General features: G+C 70.8%; 17 protein-coding genes. 8 read left to right on the forward strand and 9 right to left on the reverse strand.

Going from position 1 to position 15,930, the window contains the following annotated elements; all coding sequences use genetic code 11:
* Positions 1-12: 12 nt before the first annotated feature.
* Entirely contained in the window at positions 13-918 is a 906-nt protein-coding gene (locus J2853_RS14770) for a Sco1979 family transcriptional regulator (protein WP_307558244.1), read from the reverse strand.
* Between the two features lie 107 nt (positions 919-1,025).
* Positions 1,026-1,271 (reverse strand): DUF397 domain-containing protein, encoded by a 246-nt coding sequence (locus tag J2853_RS14775; protein ID WP_307558246.1) that lies wholly within the window; start codon positions 1,269-1,271, stop codon positions 1,026-1,028.
* A gap of 230 nt (positions 1,272-1,501) precedes the next feature.
* Between J2853_RS14775 and J2853_RS14780 the strand changes: the two genes are divergently transcribed.
* The 3 genes from J2853_RS14780 to J2853_RS14790 all read left to right on the forward strand — a co-directional run bounded on the left by J2853_RS14780 (position 1,502) and on the right by J2853_RS14790 (position 3,857).
* Complete coding sequence (locus tag J2853_RS14780) at positions 1,502-2,005, forward strand: ATP-binding protein (RefSeq protein WP_307558248.1); 504 nt, start codon at positions 1,502-1,504, stop codon at positions 2,003-2,005.
* A 108-nt stretch (positions 2,006-2,113) separates the two neighbouring features.
* Positions 2,114-2,950, forward strand: a complete 837-nt coding sequence (locus J2853_RS14785) for an SAM-dependent methyltransferase (RefSeq protein ID WP_307558251.1) — start codon at positions 2,114-2,116, stop codon at positions 2,948-2,950.
* 88 nt (positions 2,951-3,038) lie between these two features.
* Positions 3,039-3,857 carry an SAM-dependent methyltransferase gene (locus J2853_RS14790; protein ID WP_307558252.1) on the forward strand — a complete coding sequence of 273 codons (819 nt, stop codon included), beginning with the start codon at positions 3,039-3,041 and terminating at the stop codon, positions 3,855-3,857.
* Between the two features lie 240 nt (positions 3,858-4,097).
* On the opposite strand, the gene J2853_RS14795 is transcribed toward J2853_RS14790, so the two are convergent.
* Positions 4,098-4,799, reverse strand: a complete 702-nt coding sequence (locus tag J2853_RS14795) for a fasciclin domain-containing protein (protein WP_307558254.1) — start codon at positions 4,797-4,799, stop codon at positions 4,098-4,100.
* Positions 4,800-4,989: 190 nt separating this feature from the next.
* Between J2853_RS14795 and J2853_RS14800 the strand changes: the two genes are divergently transcribed.
* Positions 4,990-5,451, forward strand: a complete 462-nt coding sequence (locus J2853_RS14800; protein WP_307558256.1) for a PPOX class F420-dependent oxidoreductase — start codon at positions 4,990-4,992, stop codon at positions 5,449-5,451.
* A 73-nt stretch (positions 5,452-5,524) separates the two neighbouring features.
* Here the strand turns inward: J2853_RS14800 and J2853_RS14805 are convergent, their stop codons facing one another.
* A complete protein-coding gene (locus J2853_RS14805; protein ID WP_307558258.1) occupies positions 5,525-6,748 on the reverse strand; it encodes an NAD(P)/FAD-dependent oxidoreductase in 1,224 nt (407 codons plus the stop codon).
* Between the two features lie 109 nt (positions 6,749-6,857).
* Positions 6,858-7,493, reverse strand: a complete 636-nt coding sequence (locus J2853_RS14810) for a hypothetical protein (RefSeq protein WP_307558260.1) — start codon at positions 7,491-7,493, stop codon at positions 6,858-6,860.
* 17 nt (positions 7,494-7,510) lie between these two features.
* Here J2853_RS14810 and J2853_RS14815 point away from each other — a divergent pair, with 17 nt between their 5' ends.
* A complete protein-coding gene (locus tag J2853_RS14815) occupies positions 7,511-7,693 on the forward strand; it encodes a hypothetical protein (RefSeq protein ID WP_307558262.1) in 183 nt (60 codons plus the stop codon).
* Between the two features lie 113 nt (positions 7,694-7,806).
* Here J2853_RS14815 and J2853_RS14820 read toward each other — a convergent pair whose 3' ends face one another.
* From J2853_RS14820 to J2853_RS14830, 3 genes are read right to left on the reverse strand one after another with little or no spacing between them, the layout of a single operon-like run.
* On the reverse strand, positions 7,807-8,907 hold the full coding sequence (locus J2853_RS14820; RefSeq protein ID WP_307558264.1) for a Gfo/Idh/MocA family protein: 1,101 nt from the start codon (positions 8,905-8,907) through the stop codon (positions 7,807-7,809).
* A complete protein-coding gene (locus J2853_RS14825) occupies positions 8,904-9,653 on the reverse strand; it encodes a sugar phosphate isomerase/epimerase family protein (protein ID WP_307558267.1) in 750 nt (249 codons plus the stop codon). Before J2853_RS14825 ends, J2853_RS14820 begins: the two co-directional genes overlap by 4 nt.
* Before the next feature lie 60 nt (positions 9,654-9,713).
* Positions 9,714-10,652 (reverse strand): ROK family protein, encoded by a 939-nt coding sequence (locus tag J2853_RS14830; protein ID WP_307558269.1) that lies wholly within the window; start codon positions 10,650-10,652, stop codon positions 9,714-9,716.
* A 436-nt stretch (positions 10,653-11,088) separates the two neighbouring features.
* Here J2853_RS14830 and pgm point away from each other — a divergent pair, with 436 nt between their 5' ends.
* Positions 11,089-12,726, forward strand: coding sequence for a phosphoglucomutase (alpha-D-glucose-1,6-bisphosphate-dependent) (gene pgm / locus J2853_RS14835; protein WP_307558272.1), 1,638 nt, complete (start codon positions 11,089-11,091; stop codon positions 12,724-12,726).
* On the opposite strand, the gene J2853_RS14840 is transcribed toward pgm, so the two are convergent.
* On the reverse strand, positions 12,715-13,701 hold the full coding sequence (locus J2853_RS14840) for a class I SAM-dependent methyltransferase (RefSeq protein ID WP_307558273.1): 987 nt from the start codon (positions 13,699-13,701) through the stop codon (positions 12,715-12,717). The genes pgm and J2853_RS14840 overlap by 12 nt on opposite strands.
* A 47-nt stretch (positions 13,702-13,748) precedes the next feature.
* Here J2853_RS14840 and J2853_RS14845 point away from each other — a divergent pair, with 47 nt between their 5' ends.
* Together J2853_RS14845 and J2853_RS14850 are read left to right on the forward strand one after the other, a co-directional pair.
* Positions 13,749-14,327 carry a helix-turn-helix domain-containing protein gene (locus tag J2853_RS14845; protein WP_307558275.1) on the forward strand — a complete coding sequence of 193 codons (579 nt, stop codon included), beginning with the start codon at positions 13,749-13,751 and terminating at the stop codon, positions 14,325-14,327.
* Between the two features lie 264 nt (positions 14,328-14,591).
* Positions 14,592-15,821, forward strand: coding sequence for a metal-dependent hydrolase family protein (locus tag J2853_RS14850; protein WP_307558277.1), 1,230 nt, complete (start codon positions 14,592-14,594; stop codon positions 15,819-15,821).
* The last annotated feature ends 109 nt before the right edge of the window (positions 15,822-15,930 follow it).

A 15,930-nucleotide genomic window follows, 5' to 3' on the forward strand; every position in this document is an offset into this window, starting at 1 on the left:
TTCACGGCTTTTTTATAGCTGTTCGCGGATCCGGAGGAGGATCTCCCGCGTGCGTGAGGCCGGTTCGGCCTCGATGCACAGGCGTTCCATCACCTCGAGGTAGCTGTCGACCTCTTCCCGCTTCTCCAGATAGACCGCGCTGGTCAGCTGCTCCATGTAGACCACATCGGGCAGGTCGGGCTGGGAGAACCTCAGGATGCTGAAGGGCCCTCCCGCCGCGGCGTGGCCGCCGACGCTGAACGGCACGATCTGGACGGTCACGTTGGGCAGTTCGAGCGCCTCAAGGAGGTGGTCGATCTGGCCGCGCATCACCTCGGCCCCGCCGAGCGCGCGACGCAGCACCGCCTCGTCCAGCACGGCCCACACGTGGGGCGACTCCTCGCCGCGCAGCAGCCTCTGGCGTGCCATGCGCAGCCGTACCCGCCGCTCCAGCTCCTCCTCGGAGGCGGAGGGGAACCCCAGCCGGATCACGGCCCGCGCGTAGCCCTCGCTCTGGAGCAGGCCGGGCACGAACTGGACCTCGTAGTTCCGGATGACGGTGGCCGACTCCTCCAGGCCCACGTACGTCTCGAACCAGCTGGGCAGGACGTCGTTGTAGTTGTGCCACCAGCCGGTGACGTTGGCCCGTCCGACGAGGGCCAGCAGGGGCTCCCGCTCGCTCTCCTCCGTCACGCCGTACAGCGTGAGCAGGTCGGCCACGTCCCTGATCCGGAAGCTCACCCGGCCGAGCTCCATGCGGCTGATCTTCGAATGCGAGGCGCGGATGACGTGTCCCGCCGCCTCAAGGGTGATGTCGCGCTGCTCGCGGAGCCTGCGGAGCTGGGCGCCCAGCACGATTCTCAACACGGTCGAACTGCCCCGGAGCGGAACCACGGGCGCGGAGCTGACTCGCTCACCGCCGGCGTGAGGTGCGATCATCTACAGTCCTTATAGCGCGGAATGCGAGCCTTTACCTACTCTTCGTGCCTTCGAGATCCCTCACGGTACTCCGGTCGCGCATTTTCGGCTATACAGAACTTTATTCTTCAACCATTTCCGGTGACAAGGTCATCGAAGTCGCCGCTCTTCACCCTTCTGAGGAATGCGTCGACCTCGCGGCGAGTGTAGATCAACGCGGGCCCCTCGGGGTCGCGGGAGTTGCGCATCGCGACCCTGCCGTCGGGCAGCTCGGCGACCTCCACGCAGTTGCCGCTGGGATTGCTGAAGTGGCTCTTGCGCCAGACGACCCCGTCCAGCAGAGCCGCCGACATACCGCTGCGCAGCTGATTCATCGTCGCCTCTCACCCGTCAGGCAGGGGAACATACGTACGAGCATATATCTTTGTGCAGATGCACGTGCATTTGTACTTGCTTATGCACATCATGACGGGCAGGATGACGGGACGGATTGCCTTCGTTACGCGATCGCCACCCCTCACCAAGGTCGCCGATGACTGGTTGTCAAAGACATGGAGCCTCACCTGTCCGATCTGAGATCGGAGGATGGGAACGGTGGCTGTCGATGCTCGATCACATGCTCCCGCCGGGTTCCCCGCCGCCGTGGGCGGACGGTGAAACCCATGCCGACCGGCTCCGGATGACCGTGTGGAGTCTCCGCCACGCCCCCTACGCGGCGCGGACCGCCCGCGAGTTCACCTCCACCGCCCTGAGAACGTGGGGGCTGGAGCAGCTGGTCGACGACACCGGCGTCGTGGTGTCCGAGCTGGTGACCAACGCGGTGCGTCACGGCACGCGGGGCGCCCTCCACCCCCGGCCCGCCCCGGACATCAGGGTGATCCTGTGCCGGACCGAACGCTCGGTGTTGTGCGCGGTCACCGACCCCAGCGACCAGGGACCCCGCCTGCGCGAGCCCGACCACGAGGCGGAGGGCGGCCGCGGGCTGCAGGTCGTCCAGGGGGTCAGCGAGATGTGGGGCTGGGCTCCTCTGGAGACACGGGGCAAGGCCGTGTGGGCGGCCTTCGCCCTTCCGCACAGGACCGCGCGCCGCCTGGAGGCCTGTCACTGACGATCCTGCCTTTCCAATGCCAAAAAGCGGACTTAGGGAAATAAGCCCCATAGTCGGCTTAAGACGGATATTGTCCGCGGAAGCCCGATCCGCTGGATGGAGAACGTCATGGCGTCGTCAGAACCTGAGCGCCTCAGGTTTGACCCCAAGACCCCGAATTCGGGACGGATGGCCGACTACTTCGTCGGTGGCAAGGACAACTTCGCCGCCGACCGCGCGATCGCGCGGCAGGCACTCGCGATCGCTCCCGACCTTCCGGTCGTATCGCGAGAGGGACGCGGTTTTCTCGGCCGGGCGGTCCGGTTCCTCGTCGAGGCGGGCATCCGGCAGTTCGTCGACATCGGCTGCGGCCTGCCGACCCGGGGCAACGTGCACGAGATCCTCCGCGCGGCCGCCCCCGACGCGCGGGTGGCGTACGTCGACAACGACCCGGTGGTCGCCGTCCACGCCCGTGCCCTGCTCCAGAACGAGGACCTGGCCGCGGTCGTCGAGGCCGACGCCCGCGACCCCGAGCGGCTCCTCTCCCATCTGCGGTTCAGCGGCGTCATCGATCTGTCCCGGCCCGTGGCGATCCTCCTTTTCTCGGTCCTGGCGGATGTCCCCGACGACGTCGAGGCCATGCGGATCACGGCCGGCCTCCGGAAGGCGATCGCGCCGGGCAGCTACATGGCCATCTCCCACGCGGTCTCCGACCTGTGCCCGGAGACGACGGCGCGGCTCGCCGCCCTCTACCAGAACCACGGTGCGATCACCGGCCCGCGCCGCGGCAACCTGCGCACCAGGGCCGAGGTCGAACTCCTGTTCGGCGAGCTGGAACTCGTCGAACCCGGGGTGGTCTACGTCCCGCGGTGGCGACCCGGCGGCGCGGTGCCCCACCGGCCCGATTCCGTATGGGTGGTCGGCGGAATCGGCCGTAAAGCATGGATAGACTGCCGCCAGAAATGATCGGAGCTTTCCCCGTTCACCTGTGTCTCGACCTCCGTTCGCGAGCGGCACCGCTCGCCGGTGCGACAGGCGGCAGAGGAGATGACGTATGAGCGACGCGGCCCGGCGGCCACCGGCAGGTCTGGACACGAGCGTGGCCAACGTCGCCCGGATGAACGACTACTACCTCGGCGGCAAGGACAACTTCGCCGCCGACCGCGCGGCCGCGGAGGAGGTGCTCGCCCTGGCGCCCGAGATCAGGACCATGGCCAGGGAGGGCCAGGACTTCATGGCCCGGGGGGTGCGCTATCTCGTCGGGCAGGGCATCACCCAGTTCGTCTCCCTCGGCGTGGGGCTGCCCACGCAGAACAGCGTCCATCAGGTCGCCCAGGCGCTCCTGCCCGACGCCCGCGTGGTCTACGTCTCCACCGACCCGGTCGTGCTCTCCCACGCCCGCGCCCTGCTGGCCACCAACCCCGCCACCGCCGTCGTCGAGGGTGACGTCCTCCACCCCCGCCGGTTGCTCGCCGATCCCGAGTTGAGACGGCTCATCGACCTGGACCGGCCGGTGGCCGTCCTGATCGCGTCCGCCCTCCAGTTCATCCCGGACGAGGACGACCCGTTCAAGTGCGTGGCCGTCCTGCGCGACGCGCTGCCGGTCGGCAGCGCCTTCGCCTTCGGGCACGTCGTCTTCGACCGGCGCCCCGAGGTCATGGAGCCGATCGTCGGCATCTACCGGAGGATCCTCGGCCGCCAGGAGGGCGACGGCCGCACGAGCGAGCAGGTGCTGCGCTTCTTCGACGGACTGGAGCTGGTGGAGCCCGGTTTCGTCTACACGCGCGACTGGCGTCCCGACAACCCGCTCACCGTCCAGGGCCGGGACAGGACCTGGTCCATGGTCGGGATCGCCAGGAAGACCGAAGGCTGACCGGCGCCGGCCCGTGTCCTCGCCGGCGTCGAGTCGCCCCGGACGCGGATCGCGCCGTCCGAAGACTTCGCGAGCCGTCGCCTCCGGCCTCCGCGGCCTCGCTCGAAGCCGTCCCCCGGGCCCGTGACGCCCGCCTTCCGCGCCCGTTCACCGTCAACGGGCGCGGTGCTCGCCGGCGAGGCCTCTCATCGGCCGGAGGACCTGGTGAGGGGCGCCTGTGGCAGGCACCCCTCCGGCTCCTCAGCTCGCGCTCTCGCTCGGTGTCGCCGATGCCTCGGCGCCGGGCAGAAGAACGGAGTCGACGAGGTAGACCGTGGCGTTGGAGGTCTGCAGGTTGCCGCAGAGGATCTTGGCGTCGCCGACGGTGTAGTCCTCACCGGAGCCCGTGACGGTCAGGGTGCCGCCGCCGAGCGTCGTGAGCGGTCCCGCCGTGAGATCCGCGGGGGCCTTCCTCCCCTCGACGACGTGGTTCTGCAGGATCTTGGTCAACTTGTCCTTGTCGCCCATGATCGTGTCGAGCTCCTCCTTCGGGATCTTGTCGAACGCCGCGTTGGTGGGCGCGAACACCGTGATGTCCTTGGCGGAGTTCAGTGTCTCGGTCAGTCCGGCCGCGTCGACGGCCTTGGCCAGGCTGGACAGTTCCGGGTTGGCGGCGAGAGCGGTGCCGACCGGCTCCGTGGCCATGCTGGCGGCGCTGCCGGGTCCGGACGTGGGCAGGGAGGCGCAGCCCGGGCCGACCGGCGAGGCCGTGGCCCCCGGCGAGGTCATGTCCGTGGGCGACGGCATGTCGGTGGGCGAGGTCATGTCCGTGGGCGACGGCATGTCCGTGGGGGCTGGGGCAGGAGAGAGGAAGAGGAAGGAACTCGTGGTGGCCGCCTGGGCAGCCGGGGCTGCTGCCAGGGTGAGCGCTGCCAGAGCCGAGGCGAGAAGAGACTTCTTCACGTTGATCTCCTTGGTTGGGCGGATGAGCCCTTCCGGATCCGCCAAGCGGGTCCCGACGTGCTCATCGGTCTATTCGTAGATCAATGCCCTGCACATTGGTGACAAATACCCCACTAGACGACTCTTGACCACATATCTCCCTAAATGACCAGATGTGAACAGCTGTGACACGTCGCCGTACAGTGGGAACATGAGCCCGAAGATCGCGACCAACGAGGTCGTCTCACGTGAGCAGCTACTGGAATTCCTGCGTGGGCGCCACCGCGCGCTCGTCATCACGGCACGCCGTGACGGCACACCGCAGGCCTCCCCCGTGACATGCGGTGTCGACGCCGAGGGCCGCATCGTGATCTCCACCTATCCCGAGCGCGCCAAGACGGCCAACGCCCGCCGCGATCCCCGGGTGAGCGTCGTGGTCCTGTCGGACGACTTCGACGGGCCCTGGGTGCAGGTGGACGGCACGGCCGAGGTCCTGGACCTGCCCGAGGCCCTGGAGCCCCTGGTCGACTACTACCGGTCGATCTCCGGCGAGCACCCCGACTGGGACGAGTACCGCGAGGCCATGACCCGCCAGGGCAAGTCGCTGCTGCGCCTCACCCCGCAACGCTGGGGCCCGATCGCCACCGGCGGGTTCCCCGCACGCCTCGCCTGAGCCCCGGCCGCCCGCGATCGGCCCGCCTCGGACTCCCCGGAGCCCGGCCCCGCGGGGATCGGCTCGCCCGAGCTCATCCCAGGTCCTCCAGTACGGCGTCCGCCGCCCGGCGGCCCGAGACCAGGGCGCCCTGGTGGGAGCCGGTGTCGCGGTGGTCGCCGCACACGTAGCGACCGGGCGCGAAACGGACCGGGCGGCGCATCGGGAACGGCGGGGTCATCGCGGGCAGCGCCGCCTCGATCGGATAGGTCGCGAGGTGCTCCCAGGCGGAGGTGTTCGCCCTGTAGATCTGAGCCAGCCGGGCCCGGACCCGAGGCTCGTCGGCGTCGGAGAGAAGCCCCAGGACCGAGGTGGAGACCAGGGCGCGGCCGTCCGAGGAGTACTCGGGCGCGGCGTCGGTGATGACCAGGGTGTCGGTGATCTGGCCCTCCGCGTCCACGATCTGGGTGGGATCGTCGGCGGGGGACCAGGGGACGGCGTGGTAGAAGGTCGTCACCGCGCGCATCGCCGGGATCTCCAGCCCGGGGTAGAGGGCCGCGGCCATGGCCGGGTCGGTCGCCACGACCACCGTGCGGGCCGGGATCGTCTCGCCTCCCGCCGTCTCCACGCCCTCGTCCGTCACGGCGAGGACCGGGGTGTCGAGCTTCAGCGCCTCCGGCGGGATGCGCTCGGCGAGCCGGCGGGGGATCTCGCCCATGCCGAGGGCGGGCACCCCGACCGTGCCGAGGGCGAAGGACCGCCAGATCAGGTTGAAGAAGCGGCTGGAGGTCTCAAGCTCCCGTTCGAGGAAGACACCGGCCAGGAAGGGGCGGATCAGCTTCTCGATCATCTTGGAGGAGATGCCCCGGTGCCGCAGCTCCTCCTCCGTGGTGCGGTCCGGGTCACGGCGCAGCAACTCGGGAGGGAAGGTGACGTCGCGCGTGGTCAGCGCGGCCAGGGCGGCCTTGTCCCTGAGCGACCCCACATCGGCCAGCAGGCCGCTGAGCGCGTGCCGGGGATGCCGCCAGGGCAGCATGAAACGCTCCCGACGCCCCCTGTCGAAGGCGATCACCCCGGAGGGGATGGCGCGCAGATTCAGCGCGCCGACGTCGAGAACGCGGGCGGCCTCCGGATAGGCGGTGTTGAACACCTGGAAACCGCGATCGAGCCGGAAACCGTCGACGATGTCGGTGCGCACGCGACCGCCCACCTCGCCCGCGGCGTCGATGACGCGGACCGGAACCCCGGCGGAGTGCAGCCGGATCGCGCACGCGAGGCCCGCGAGCCCCGCGCCGATGACCACCACTGTGTCCGGCATGACGCCTCCCCCTCGAATCACGACGACGTGGAGCGGCCGGATCGGCCACCTCTGACCTCGGGTGGCGAGCCGCCGGGGGTCGCGTCCGCGTTCCGCTCCTCTCCCAGACCTACCCCAGCTTCACCGTGATCTCTCCCCCGAGCTGGAACCCTCCGGACAGTTCGAGGTCGTCCCCGCTCCAGAATCGGCCGGGGTCGTACCAGTTCGGCCTGCGACCGCCGGGAAGCAGCCCCATGGCCTCGTAGGTGACGGCGACGACCTCCGCGCAGTAGGCGCTCTCCAGGGCGCTCTCCTCCGCCCCCCGCTTCAGGATCTTCGGCAGCCGTCCCTTCATCCAGCGTCCGGCCAGCCTGGCCGTGGAGGGGAAGGGCGTGCCGTCCAGGCGGGCGACGGTGCGCAGGACGGCGTCGTCCATCTCCCGGGAGGTCTGGGGCTCCAGCTGGCGCAGCCAGGCACGCTGGCCGTACCTGGTGGCCCAGACGGAGACCGCGTCGCGCAGGTCGTGCAGCTGGACGCCGCGCTGGTGGACTCCCGACCACAGGTCGGGCAGGGAACGGCCGAGTTCGGCGTGCCACATCAACGGCGGCATGTCGTCGATGACGACGGACATGCCGACATGGTTGACGGGGCTGTTCGTCATGGTCTGGATGGCTCGGTCGGGAACGGTTCGGCCGCGGAACAGCCACACGTCGCCGGTACGGGTCAGGTTCGCGGCCTCATCGAGGCTGATGCTCTTGCCGGGCATTCCGCTAGCGTAGGCACATGCGATGGTGGAAGGTACTCGGTCTGGCAGGTGTCGCCGGCGTCGCGGCCACGGGCGTGGTCATGGTGCGGGCCGAAAGAAGGCGACAGGCCTACACACCGGACGAGATCCGGACCCGGCTCCGCGCCCGCCTGGAGGACTCTGCCACGGGCGACCCCCGGGCCGCCGGCCGTACTCCCTAGGAGTCTCCCCCGCCGCCTGATCCAGGTGAGCGGGTCGAACGAGCGGGACGGCTCACCCACCGCCGTCCCGCCGTCGTGTCAGGCCGCGCCCGCGGCGCCGCCCGCCTCAGGGCTCACCCGTCGCCTTTCACCGGATCCCACCCCTCGGGCAGCGGATCGGGCCTCGGGCACGTGCTGCCGACCTTGAGGAACTCGGCCCGCTCGGCGGACTCGGCGATGGTCAGCATCGTGTCCAGGACGTGCAGGCCCAGCTCTCCGGTGGCGCGGTGCGGCCGGCCCGCGCGGATGGCCTGGGCCATGTCGAGCACGCCCAGCCCGCGACCGGCGGTGGTTCCCGGCGTGGGGAGCGCGATCCACTCGTCGCCGCCGGCCCGGCGCAGCCGTACCTGGCCGCCGAAGGTGTTGGGGTCGGGCACCTCCATGGTCGCCTCCGTGCCCGTGATCTCGACGAACCCCGCACGGTGGAGCGGCGAGTCGAAGGTGAACATCATCGTGGCGGCCTGCCCCGCGGCGAACTCCAGGAGCGCCGCCGTGTGGGTGGGGACCTCGACGGCGAAGCGGGTCCCGGCCCTGGGGCCCGAGCCGATGATCCGCTCCTCCCGTGCCCGGCGGGCCATCGCGGCCACCCGCCCGGCCGGGCCGAACAGCGTCACGAGGGCGGTCAGGTAGTAGGGGCCCATGTCGAACAGCGGCCCGGCGCCCCGCTGGAACAGGAACTCCGGGCTGTGGTGCCACGCCTCGGGGCCGGGGGTCTGCAGCAGCGTCAGAGCGGTCAGCGGAGTGCCGATGGCCCCTTCGGCGACGAGCCGGGCCGCGGTCTGCAGGCCGGCGCCGAGGAAGGTGTCGGGAGCGCTGCCCAGGCGCACCCCCGCCGCCTCGGCGGCCCGGGTCAGCTCCGCGCCGGACTCCCTGTCCAGGGTGAAGGGCTTCTCGTTGTAGACGTGGCGTCCGGCCCCGACCGCCGCCATCGCCACCTCGGCGTGAGCGGACGGGATCGTGAGGTTGACGACCAGCTCGACGTCCGGGTGGGCCATCGCCCGCTCCGGGGTGGTCGCCACCGGCACGCCGTACCGGCTCGCGACCTCCCGGGCACGGTCCGGATCGAGGTCGGCGCACGCCACCACCCGCACGTCGGGGAAGGTGGTCAGGTTGCTCAGATACTGGTGGCTGATGGTGCCGCAGCCGACGATCGCCACCCCGAGCGGGCTCGTCACGGGCTCACCTGCCCGGCGGCGACCAGGCCGGTCAGGTAGGCGTGACTGTCGGCCAGTGCCTCGACCATGTCGGTGGCGCAGTGATCCAGCTCCACGATCCGCACCGCGTCCGGCGCGGCGGTCAGCGCGCTCACGATCGGCACGCCGCCCGCGCCCACCGCCGTCATCGGGCCCTCCTTCGTCGCCGGCCCGTCCTTGACGTGCAGGTAACGCACCCGCTCACCCAGCCGGGCCAGCAGCTCCGAGGGGTCGACCCCACCGGTCGCCGCCCAGTAGACGTCGACCTCCAGCAGCACCTCGGGAGCCAGCAGCTCGACCAGCGCCTCCAGCGCGGGACGGCCGTCCACCCGCTGCTCCAGCTCCCACCAGTGATTGTGGTATCCGAGCCGCAGGCCGTGGCCGGCCGCCTCGTCCGCCGCCTCGTTGATGCTCCGGGCGGCCAGCTCCAGCCCGTCCCGGTCGGCGAACCACTCCGCGGGGGCCGCCGGCACGATGACGGTGTCCGCCCCGATGACGACGGCCGCGGCGAGCACGCTCGAACGGCGCTCGTCGAGCAGCGGGGCGTGCACGCTGCACACCGTCAGCCCGGCCTCCTCAAGGTCGGCGGCGAGCCCGACCGGATCCACGTGCGGGTCGTACGGCTCGACCGCGCCGTACCCGATGTCGGCGATGCGCCGTAGCACGGCACGGCGGTCGACGGCCGCCTGCTCACGCACGGAGTACAACTGGACGGCGAGTGGGCTCATCCCAGGTCCCTTCGACGTTTTAGGATCTGCTCCGCGCCGGAGGAGGTCCCCCGACGGCGTTCAAGTGCCCCGGTGAGGCGTTCTCTCCTCGGAGGGAAGGACCAGGGCGGCGGCGCCGTACAGACCCGCGTCACGTTCCAGCGAGGTCCGCTCGACGGTGAGGCGTCGCAGGAAGCCGAGTCCGGCCTGCTTGGCGACCGCCTGGCGAAGGGGGGCGAGCAGTGTCTCACCCGCCGCGGCCACACCGCCTCCGATGACGACGTCGTCGACGTCGAACAGGGCGGCCGTGGTGAGGATCGCCGAGGCCAGCGCGTCCGCGGTCCGCTGGAAGGCCCGCTGCGCGGGGAGGACCCCGCGGGCGGCGTCCGCCGCGAGCGCCTTGGCGTCCGGGTGCGCGGCCGGGCACGTCCAGCCGTTCGCCAGCGCCCAGCGGACCATGCTGGGGCCGCTGGCGACGGTCTCCAGACATCCCACCGCCCCGCAGGGGCAGGGCTCGCCCCTCGGGTCCACGGATATGTGTCCGATGTGACCGGCGTTTCCCGTCGGTCCCAGGTACGGCACGCCGTCCAGGACCAGCCCGCCGCCCACCCCCGTGGACACCACGATCCCCAGCATGACCCGGGAGCCCGAGCCGCCGTGCCCGCCTCGCCACCACTCCCCCAGCGCCATGCACTGGCCGTCTCCGGCCAGCGCGACGGGAACGCCGCGAGGGCCGGGAAGCCCGGCGAGAAGCTCGCGCACCGTGTCGACCAGCGGGAAGTCCCGCCAGGACGGGATGTTGACCGGGCTGACCGTGCCGGCAACGGAGTCGATGGGACCGGCGGAGCCGATTCCCACGCCGGTCAGATCCGCGACCGCGGTGTCGCGGACCAGCGAGGCCAGCGTCGCCACGGGATCCGGTCCCACCGGCAGCTCCGCCCGCCGGGTCATGGTCCCGTCGGGGTGAACGAGCGCGACGGCGAACTTGGTGCCCCCGATGTCGATCGCCAGGGCGGTCAAAGCCGGACCTCGCCGACGCTTCCGAACGGGGAGAGGCTGGCGGTGGCCGGTGCGGCCACCACACGGCTGTTCACGGATTCCTCCGATGTATCGGCGTTGAGGGTTCGCGGATTCGGGTAAGCAAACCGGGCAGAAACGACAAACAAGGTGAACGTATGACGTCGATGACAACGTTGTCAACGGCGTATTCCGTTCATCATCGGCGTGTTTCGCAGGGCGGGTCTTCGACCGACGGGCGCTCCGGGGACGGAAGCGGGCGCGACGCGCTTCGGGGACGGAAGCGGTCGTGATGCGGAGATCCACCGGCCGCACGGCCGGGAGCGGCCGACCGGCTCCGGGGATCACCCGCGAGATTCCCGCGCATACGAGATCGAGTATGCGGTCTCCTTGAATTTAAGGGTAGATACGGTTGGCAAGGATGACTTGGGAGATTTTCATGACGCATGAACGAGCGGGACTGCCCGCTCAGCCGTCCGATCTTGTCGACGTGGCCCGCCTGGTGACCTCTTACTACGCGCTGCACCCCGACCCCGGGGAGGTCGGTCAGCGGGTGACGTTCGGGACGTCGGGGCACCGTGGCTCCTCGCTGAACGTCGCGTTCAACGAGGACCACATCCTCGCGACCAGCCAGGCCATCGTGGAGTACCGCGCGGCGCAGGGGGTGGACGGCCCGCTGTTCCTGGGCGCCGACACCCACGCGCTGTCGGAGCCCGCCCGGGTCTCGGCGCTGGAGGTCTTCGCGGCCAACGGCGTGACGGTCCTGATCGACGACCGGGACGGCTACACCCCGACACCGGCGGTCTCGCACGCGATCCTCACCTACAACCGGGGGCGTACGGCGGGACCGGCCGACGGCGTGGTGGTGACCCCCTCGCACAATCCGCCCGGCGACGGCGGCTTCAAGTACAACCCTCCGAACGGCGGCCCGGCCGACACCGACGCCACCTCGTGGATCCAGGACCGCGCCAACGCGTTGATCGCGGACGGGCTCAAGGAGGTCAGGCGGATTCCCTACACCAGGGCGCTGGCCGCCGACACCACCGGCCGTCACGACTTCCTCGGCCACTACGTCGACGACCTGCCCTCGGTGCTGGACCTCGACGCGATCCGGGCGGCGGGGGTGCGCATCGGCGCCGACCCGCTGGGCGGGGCGAGCGTGGCCTACTGGGGGGAGATCGCCGAGCGGCACCGGCTGGATCTGACGGTGGTGAACCCGCTGACCGACCCGACGTGGCGGTTCATGACGCTGGACTGGGACGGCAAGATCCGGATGGACTGCTCGTCGCCGTACGCGATGGCCTCGCTCATCGCCGGCCGCGACGCGTTCGACGTCTCCACGGGCAACGACGCCGACGCCGACCGGCACGGCGTCGTCACTCCCGACGGGGGGCTGCTGAACCCCAACCACTACCTCGCCGTGGCGATCTCCTACCTCTACTCCCACCGGCCCGGCTGGCCGGCGGACGCCGGGATCGGCAAGACGCTGGTGAGCAGCGGCATGATCGACCGGGTGGCGGCGGATCTGGGCAGGCGGCTCATGGAGGTGCCCGTCGGGTTCAAGTGGTTCGTGCCGGGCCTGCTCGACGGCTCCCTCGGGTTCGGCGGCGAGGAGAGCGCGGGGGCGTCGTTCCTGCGCCGCGACGGCTCGGTGTGGACCACCGACAAGGACGGCCTGATCCTGGCGCTGCTCGCCGCGGAGATCATCGCGACCACCGGCCGCTCGCCGAGCGAGCACTACGGCGATCTGGTGTCCAGGTTCGGCGACCCCGCCTACGCCCGGGTCGACGCCCCGGCGAGCCGGGAGGAGAAGGCGGTGCTCGCCAGGCTCTCGGCCGAGCAGGTCACCGCGGACACCCTCGCCGGCGAGCCGATCACGCAGGTGCTGACCGCGGCCCCCGGCAACGGCGCCGCCCTCGGCGGGGTCAAGGTCTCCACCGAGAGCGCCTGGTTCGCCGCCCGTCCCTCCGGCACGGAGGACGTCTACAAGATCTACGCCGAGTCCTTCAAGGGACCGGAGCATCTGGCGCGGGTGCAGGAGGAGGCCAGGAACCTGGTGTCGGCGTCACTGAGCTGAACCGGCCGGGGAGCCCCGCCGGAGCCGATGCCCACCGCACGGGTGAGCCGCTCCGGCGGCGTCGCCCGCGCCCGGCCCCGCGGAGAAGCCGGCGAGCGGGCGGTGGTGACCGGGGCGGGCATCCGTACGGGTGCGGCCGCCCGCCGGACGGTCAGGGCCGGCGAGCCACCCACGTGGTCCGACGGTCCGGACGGTGAGGTCCTCGCGCCGCAGGACGCCGTGGGGGCCGTCGCCGTGGATGACCGTGTCGAGGGCGACCAGGTCCTCATCGGGCAACCGGCCGTCGAGATGCGAGCGCAGCCTCCGCAGGCACACCTGGGCGTAGCGGCCGGTGGCGGCCGGCAGAGGGGTGGGCAGGTCGACGGCCCACGGGCGTTCGGCCTCCAGGACGAATCCCGCCCGGGCCAGGTGCTCCGTCCAGTCGGCGGCCGGCCCCTTGTTCAGGACGGCGTGGACGCGGGCTTCCAGGCCGGGACGGCCCACGCCTATGTCGTCGGGCAGGAAGCGGGGGAAGAAGTCCATCTCGGTCACGGCCAGGAGGCCGCCCGGCCGCAGGCCGTCGAACGCTCCGGCCAGAACGCGGTCGGGGTCGGCCATGTCGTGCAGGGAGGAGGCCGCCCACACCAGATCGCAGGGGGCGAGTGCCGGCCAGCCCTCCGTCAGGTCCGCCCGGACGCCGAGGACCCGGTCGGCGAGACCGAGCAGGGACGCCTTCTTCGACAGTCGATGGAGCATCCGCGGGGAAAGATCCACGGCCGTCACGTCGGCCCGCACGAAACGCCGCGCCAGGGCGATGGCGCCGGTCCCGGTCCCGCTGCCCAGATCGACGATGCGGCGAGGTTCCCGATCGGCCAGCTCACCCAGCCAGGCGGTCAGCTCCGACAGATGAGCCCGCAGAACCTCGGCGTCCAGTTCCAGGAGTTCGGCGAGGAGGTCGGACCCCGGGTGGTTCCGGTCCTGGTGAGAGGTGTTCATATTTCGACGATAACCATGCATTGCGCCTATCGTTTACACTCTTGCGCATGACGCAAGAAAGCGATGTGGACAGTACGGTCCGCATGCGCATCAGAGGTCTGAGACAGGCACGCGGCTGGTCACTCGACAACCTCGCGGAGCGCGCCTTCCTGAGTCCCTCCACCCTGAGCCGGATCGAGACCGGCCACCGGCGCATCGGCCTCGACCAGCTGATCTCACTGGCCCGCGCCCTGGACATCTCGCTCGACCAGCTGGTGGAAACCGTCAACGACGACGACGTCGTGATCAGGCCTCGGTGCGACGAACGGCACGGGCTGACCACCTGGCCGCTGAACCGCGGATCCGGGTCAGCCGGCATCACGGTCGCCAAGATGCGCATCACCGACGAAGCGCATGGCCAGGGAGCCGATCAGCTCGCGGTCCACCCCGGCACGGACTGGTTCACCGTCCTGTCGGGGACCATCACGCTGATCCTCGGCGAGCGCACCATCCAGGTCGAGACCGGCCAGGCGGCCGAGTTCTCCACCATGATCCCCCACGCCATCAAGGCACACGGCGGACCGGCGGAAATCCTGGGCATCCTCGATCGCGACGGCCGGCGCGCCCACCTCCACCCCCCGGCGTGACCGGCTCCCTCCGGCTCACTTACCGCCGACGGCCACGCTCCGAGACTTCTGGACGTCCCGCGGAGCCGCTTCGACCTCCACCGCGCCACCCGGGACAGGAATCGCCCGTACGCGCCCGGCAGGATCGTGCGGTCAACGGATCATCTGTCGCAGCCGGAGGGGGAAATGTCCGACGTTCGGAGGTAGCGGAGCGGGGTGCCGGGCGTGGACGCTGGGTGAACGCCTATATAAGCCTTATAAGACGAAAAAGGGTGGGAAAACGGCATGTCGACGTGGTTCAGCGGCGCGGTGGTCATCGACGGTAGCGGGAGCGACCCGGTTCGGGGGCAGGCGGTGGAGGTCGACGAGGGGCGGATCGTCCGGGTGGGCGGGACGCCTCCGGCGGGGGCCGAGGTGGTCGAGTGCGACGGGCTGACCCTCACGCCCGGGCTCATCGACGCGCACGTGCACCTGGGGTTGAGCAGTGACATCAACGCCAGCCTGCGGCGGGAGCTGTCGGTGGCCGAACTGGCCGCGGACATGTTCGCGAACTGCGCGCAGACGCTGGAGGCCGGGTTCACCACCGTGCGGGACGTCGGAGGCATCGACGGGGGTCTCGCCGCGGTCGTCGCACAGGGAAAGGTGCGCGGGCCGCGGATCCTGCAGTGCGGTCCCATCCAGTGCCAGACGGGCGGGCACGGGTATTTCGCGGCCGACTGGGAGCCGACCGCCGACTGGCACGATCACCACATCCCGGGGCTGCGGTCGATGGCGCTGCTGTCGGACGGGCCGGACGAGATGCGTAAGAACGTGCGGGAGTCGTTCAGGCGTGGCGCCGAGTTCATCAAGCTCTGCGTCACCGGCGGGGTCGTGTCCAAGCACGACAAGCTGACCGACACGCAGTTCACCGTGGAGGAGATCGCGGTGGCCGTGCAGGAGGCCGCCGCGCGCGGCACGTACGTCACCGTGCACGCGCACAACAACCAGGGCATCCGCAACGCCGTCAAGGCCGGGGCGCTGTGCGTGGAGCACGGCTCCGAGATCGACGAGGAGACGGCGGCGCTGATGGCGGCCAACGGGGTGGCGCACGTCCCGACGCTGGCGGTGGTGCACGCCCTCGCGGAGAACGCGGCGGCCAGCGGGGTGCCGGCGTCGATCTCGGAGCGGCTGGGGATCGCGATGCAGGGGCAGGCCGACGGGTTGCTGGCCTCTCGCGCGGCGGGTGTGCGCGTGGGGCTCGGGTCGGACCTGATCGGGCCCGACCAGTCTGGCCGCGGGTACGAGCTGGTGCTCAGGTCGAAGATCGAGAATCCGATGGCCGCGCTGGTGTCGGCCACCAGCGTCAATGCCGGAATCCTCGGGATCGGCGACCAGGTCGGCACGGTGCAGGAGGGCAAGCGGGCCGACCTGGTGGCCTTCGCCGGCAACCCGCTGGACGATCCGTCGATCTTCGCCGACCGGTCCCGGGTGGCGCTGGTGGTCCAGAACGGCGCCATCGTGATGGACCGGCGCTAGCGCGTGTTCCGAGTTCGGATCCTCAGGGGCGGAGGCCGCGGCTCCGTTCCTCGTCGGTGAGATTCACCTGCGCGCCGTCTCCGTACCCTCTCCGGGCCGGATGGCGCCG

Source organism: Streptosporangium lutulentum (assembly GCF_030811455.1).
In the GTDB taxonomy this organism is placed as follows: Bacteria; Actinomycetota; Actinomycetes; order Streptosporangiales; family Streptosporangiaceae; genus Streptosporangium; species Streptosporangium lutulentum.

Coding starts and splice junctions, on each gene's coding strand:
- J2853_RS14770 (WP_307558244.1), bottom strand. CDS start 918: ATGATCGCACCTCACGCCGGCGGTGAGCGAGTCAGCTCCGCGCCCGTG.
- J2853_RS14775 (WP_307558246.1), bottom strand. CDS start 1,271: ATGAATCAGCTGCGCAGCGGTATGTCGGCGGCTCTGCTGGACGGGGTC.
- J2853_RS14780 (WP_307558248.1), top strand. CDS start 1,502: ATGCTCGATCACATGCTCCCGCCGGGTTCCCCGCCGCCGTGGGCGGAC.
- J2853_RS14785 (WP_307558251.1), top strand. CDS start 2,114: ATGGCGTCGTCAGAACCTGAGCGCCTCAGGTTTGACCCCAAGACCCCG.
- J2853_RS14790 (WP_307558252.1), top strand. CDS start 3,039: ATGAGCGACGCGGCCCGGCGGCCACCGGCAGGTCTGGACACGAGCGTG.
- J2853_RS14800 (WP_307558256.1), top strand. CDS start 4,990: ATGAGCCCGAAGATCGCGACCAACGAGGTCGTCTCACGTGAGCAGCTA.
- J2853_RS14805 (WP_307558258.1), bottom strand. CDS start 6,748: ATGCCGGACACAGTGGTGGTCATCGGCGCGGGGCTCGCGGGCCTCGCG.
- J2853_RS14810 (WP_307558260.1), bottom strand. CDS start 7,493: ATGCCCGGCAAGAGCATCAGCCTCGATGAGGCCGCGAACCTGACCCGT.
- J2853_RS14815 (WP_307558262.1), top strand. CDS start 7,511: ATGCGATGGTGGAAGGTACTCGGTCTGGCAGGTGTCGCCGGCGTCGCG.
- J2853_RS14825 (WP_307558267.1), bottom strand. CDS start 9,653: ATGAGCCCACTCGCCGTCCAGTTGTACTCCGTGCGTGAGCAGGCGGCC.
- pgm (WP_307558272.1), top strand. CDS start 11,089: ATGACGCATGAACGAGCGGGACTGCCCGCTCAGCCGTCCGATCTTGTC.
- J2853_RS14840 (WP_307558273.1), bottom strand. CDS start 13,701: ATGAACACCTCTCACCAGGACCGGAACCACCCGGGGTCCGACCTCCTC.
- J2853_RS14845 (WP_307558275.1), top strand. CDS start 13,749: ATGACGCAAGAAAGCGATGTGGACAGTACGGTCCGCATGCGCATCAGA.
- J2853_RS14850 (WP_307558277.1), top strand. CDS start 14,592: ATGTCGACGTGGTTCAGCGGCGCGGTGGTCATCGACGGTAGCGGGAGC.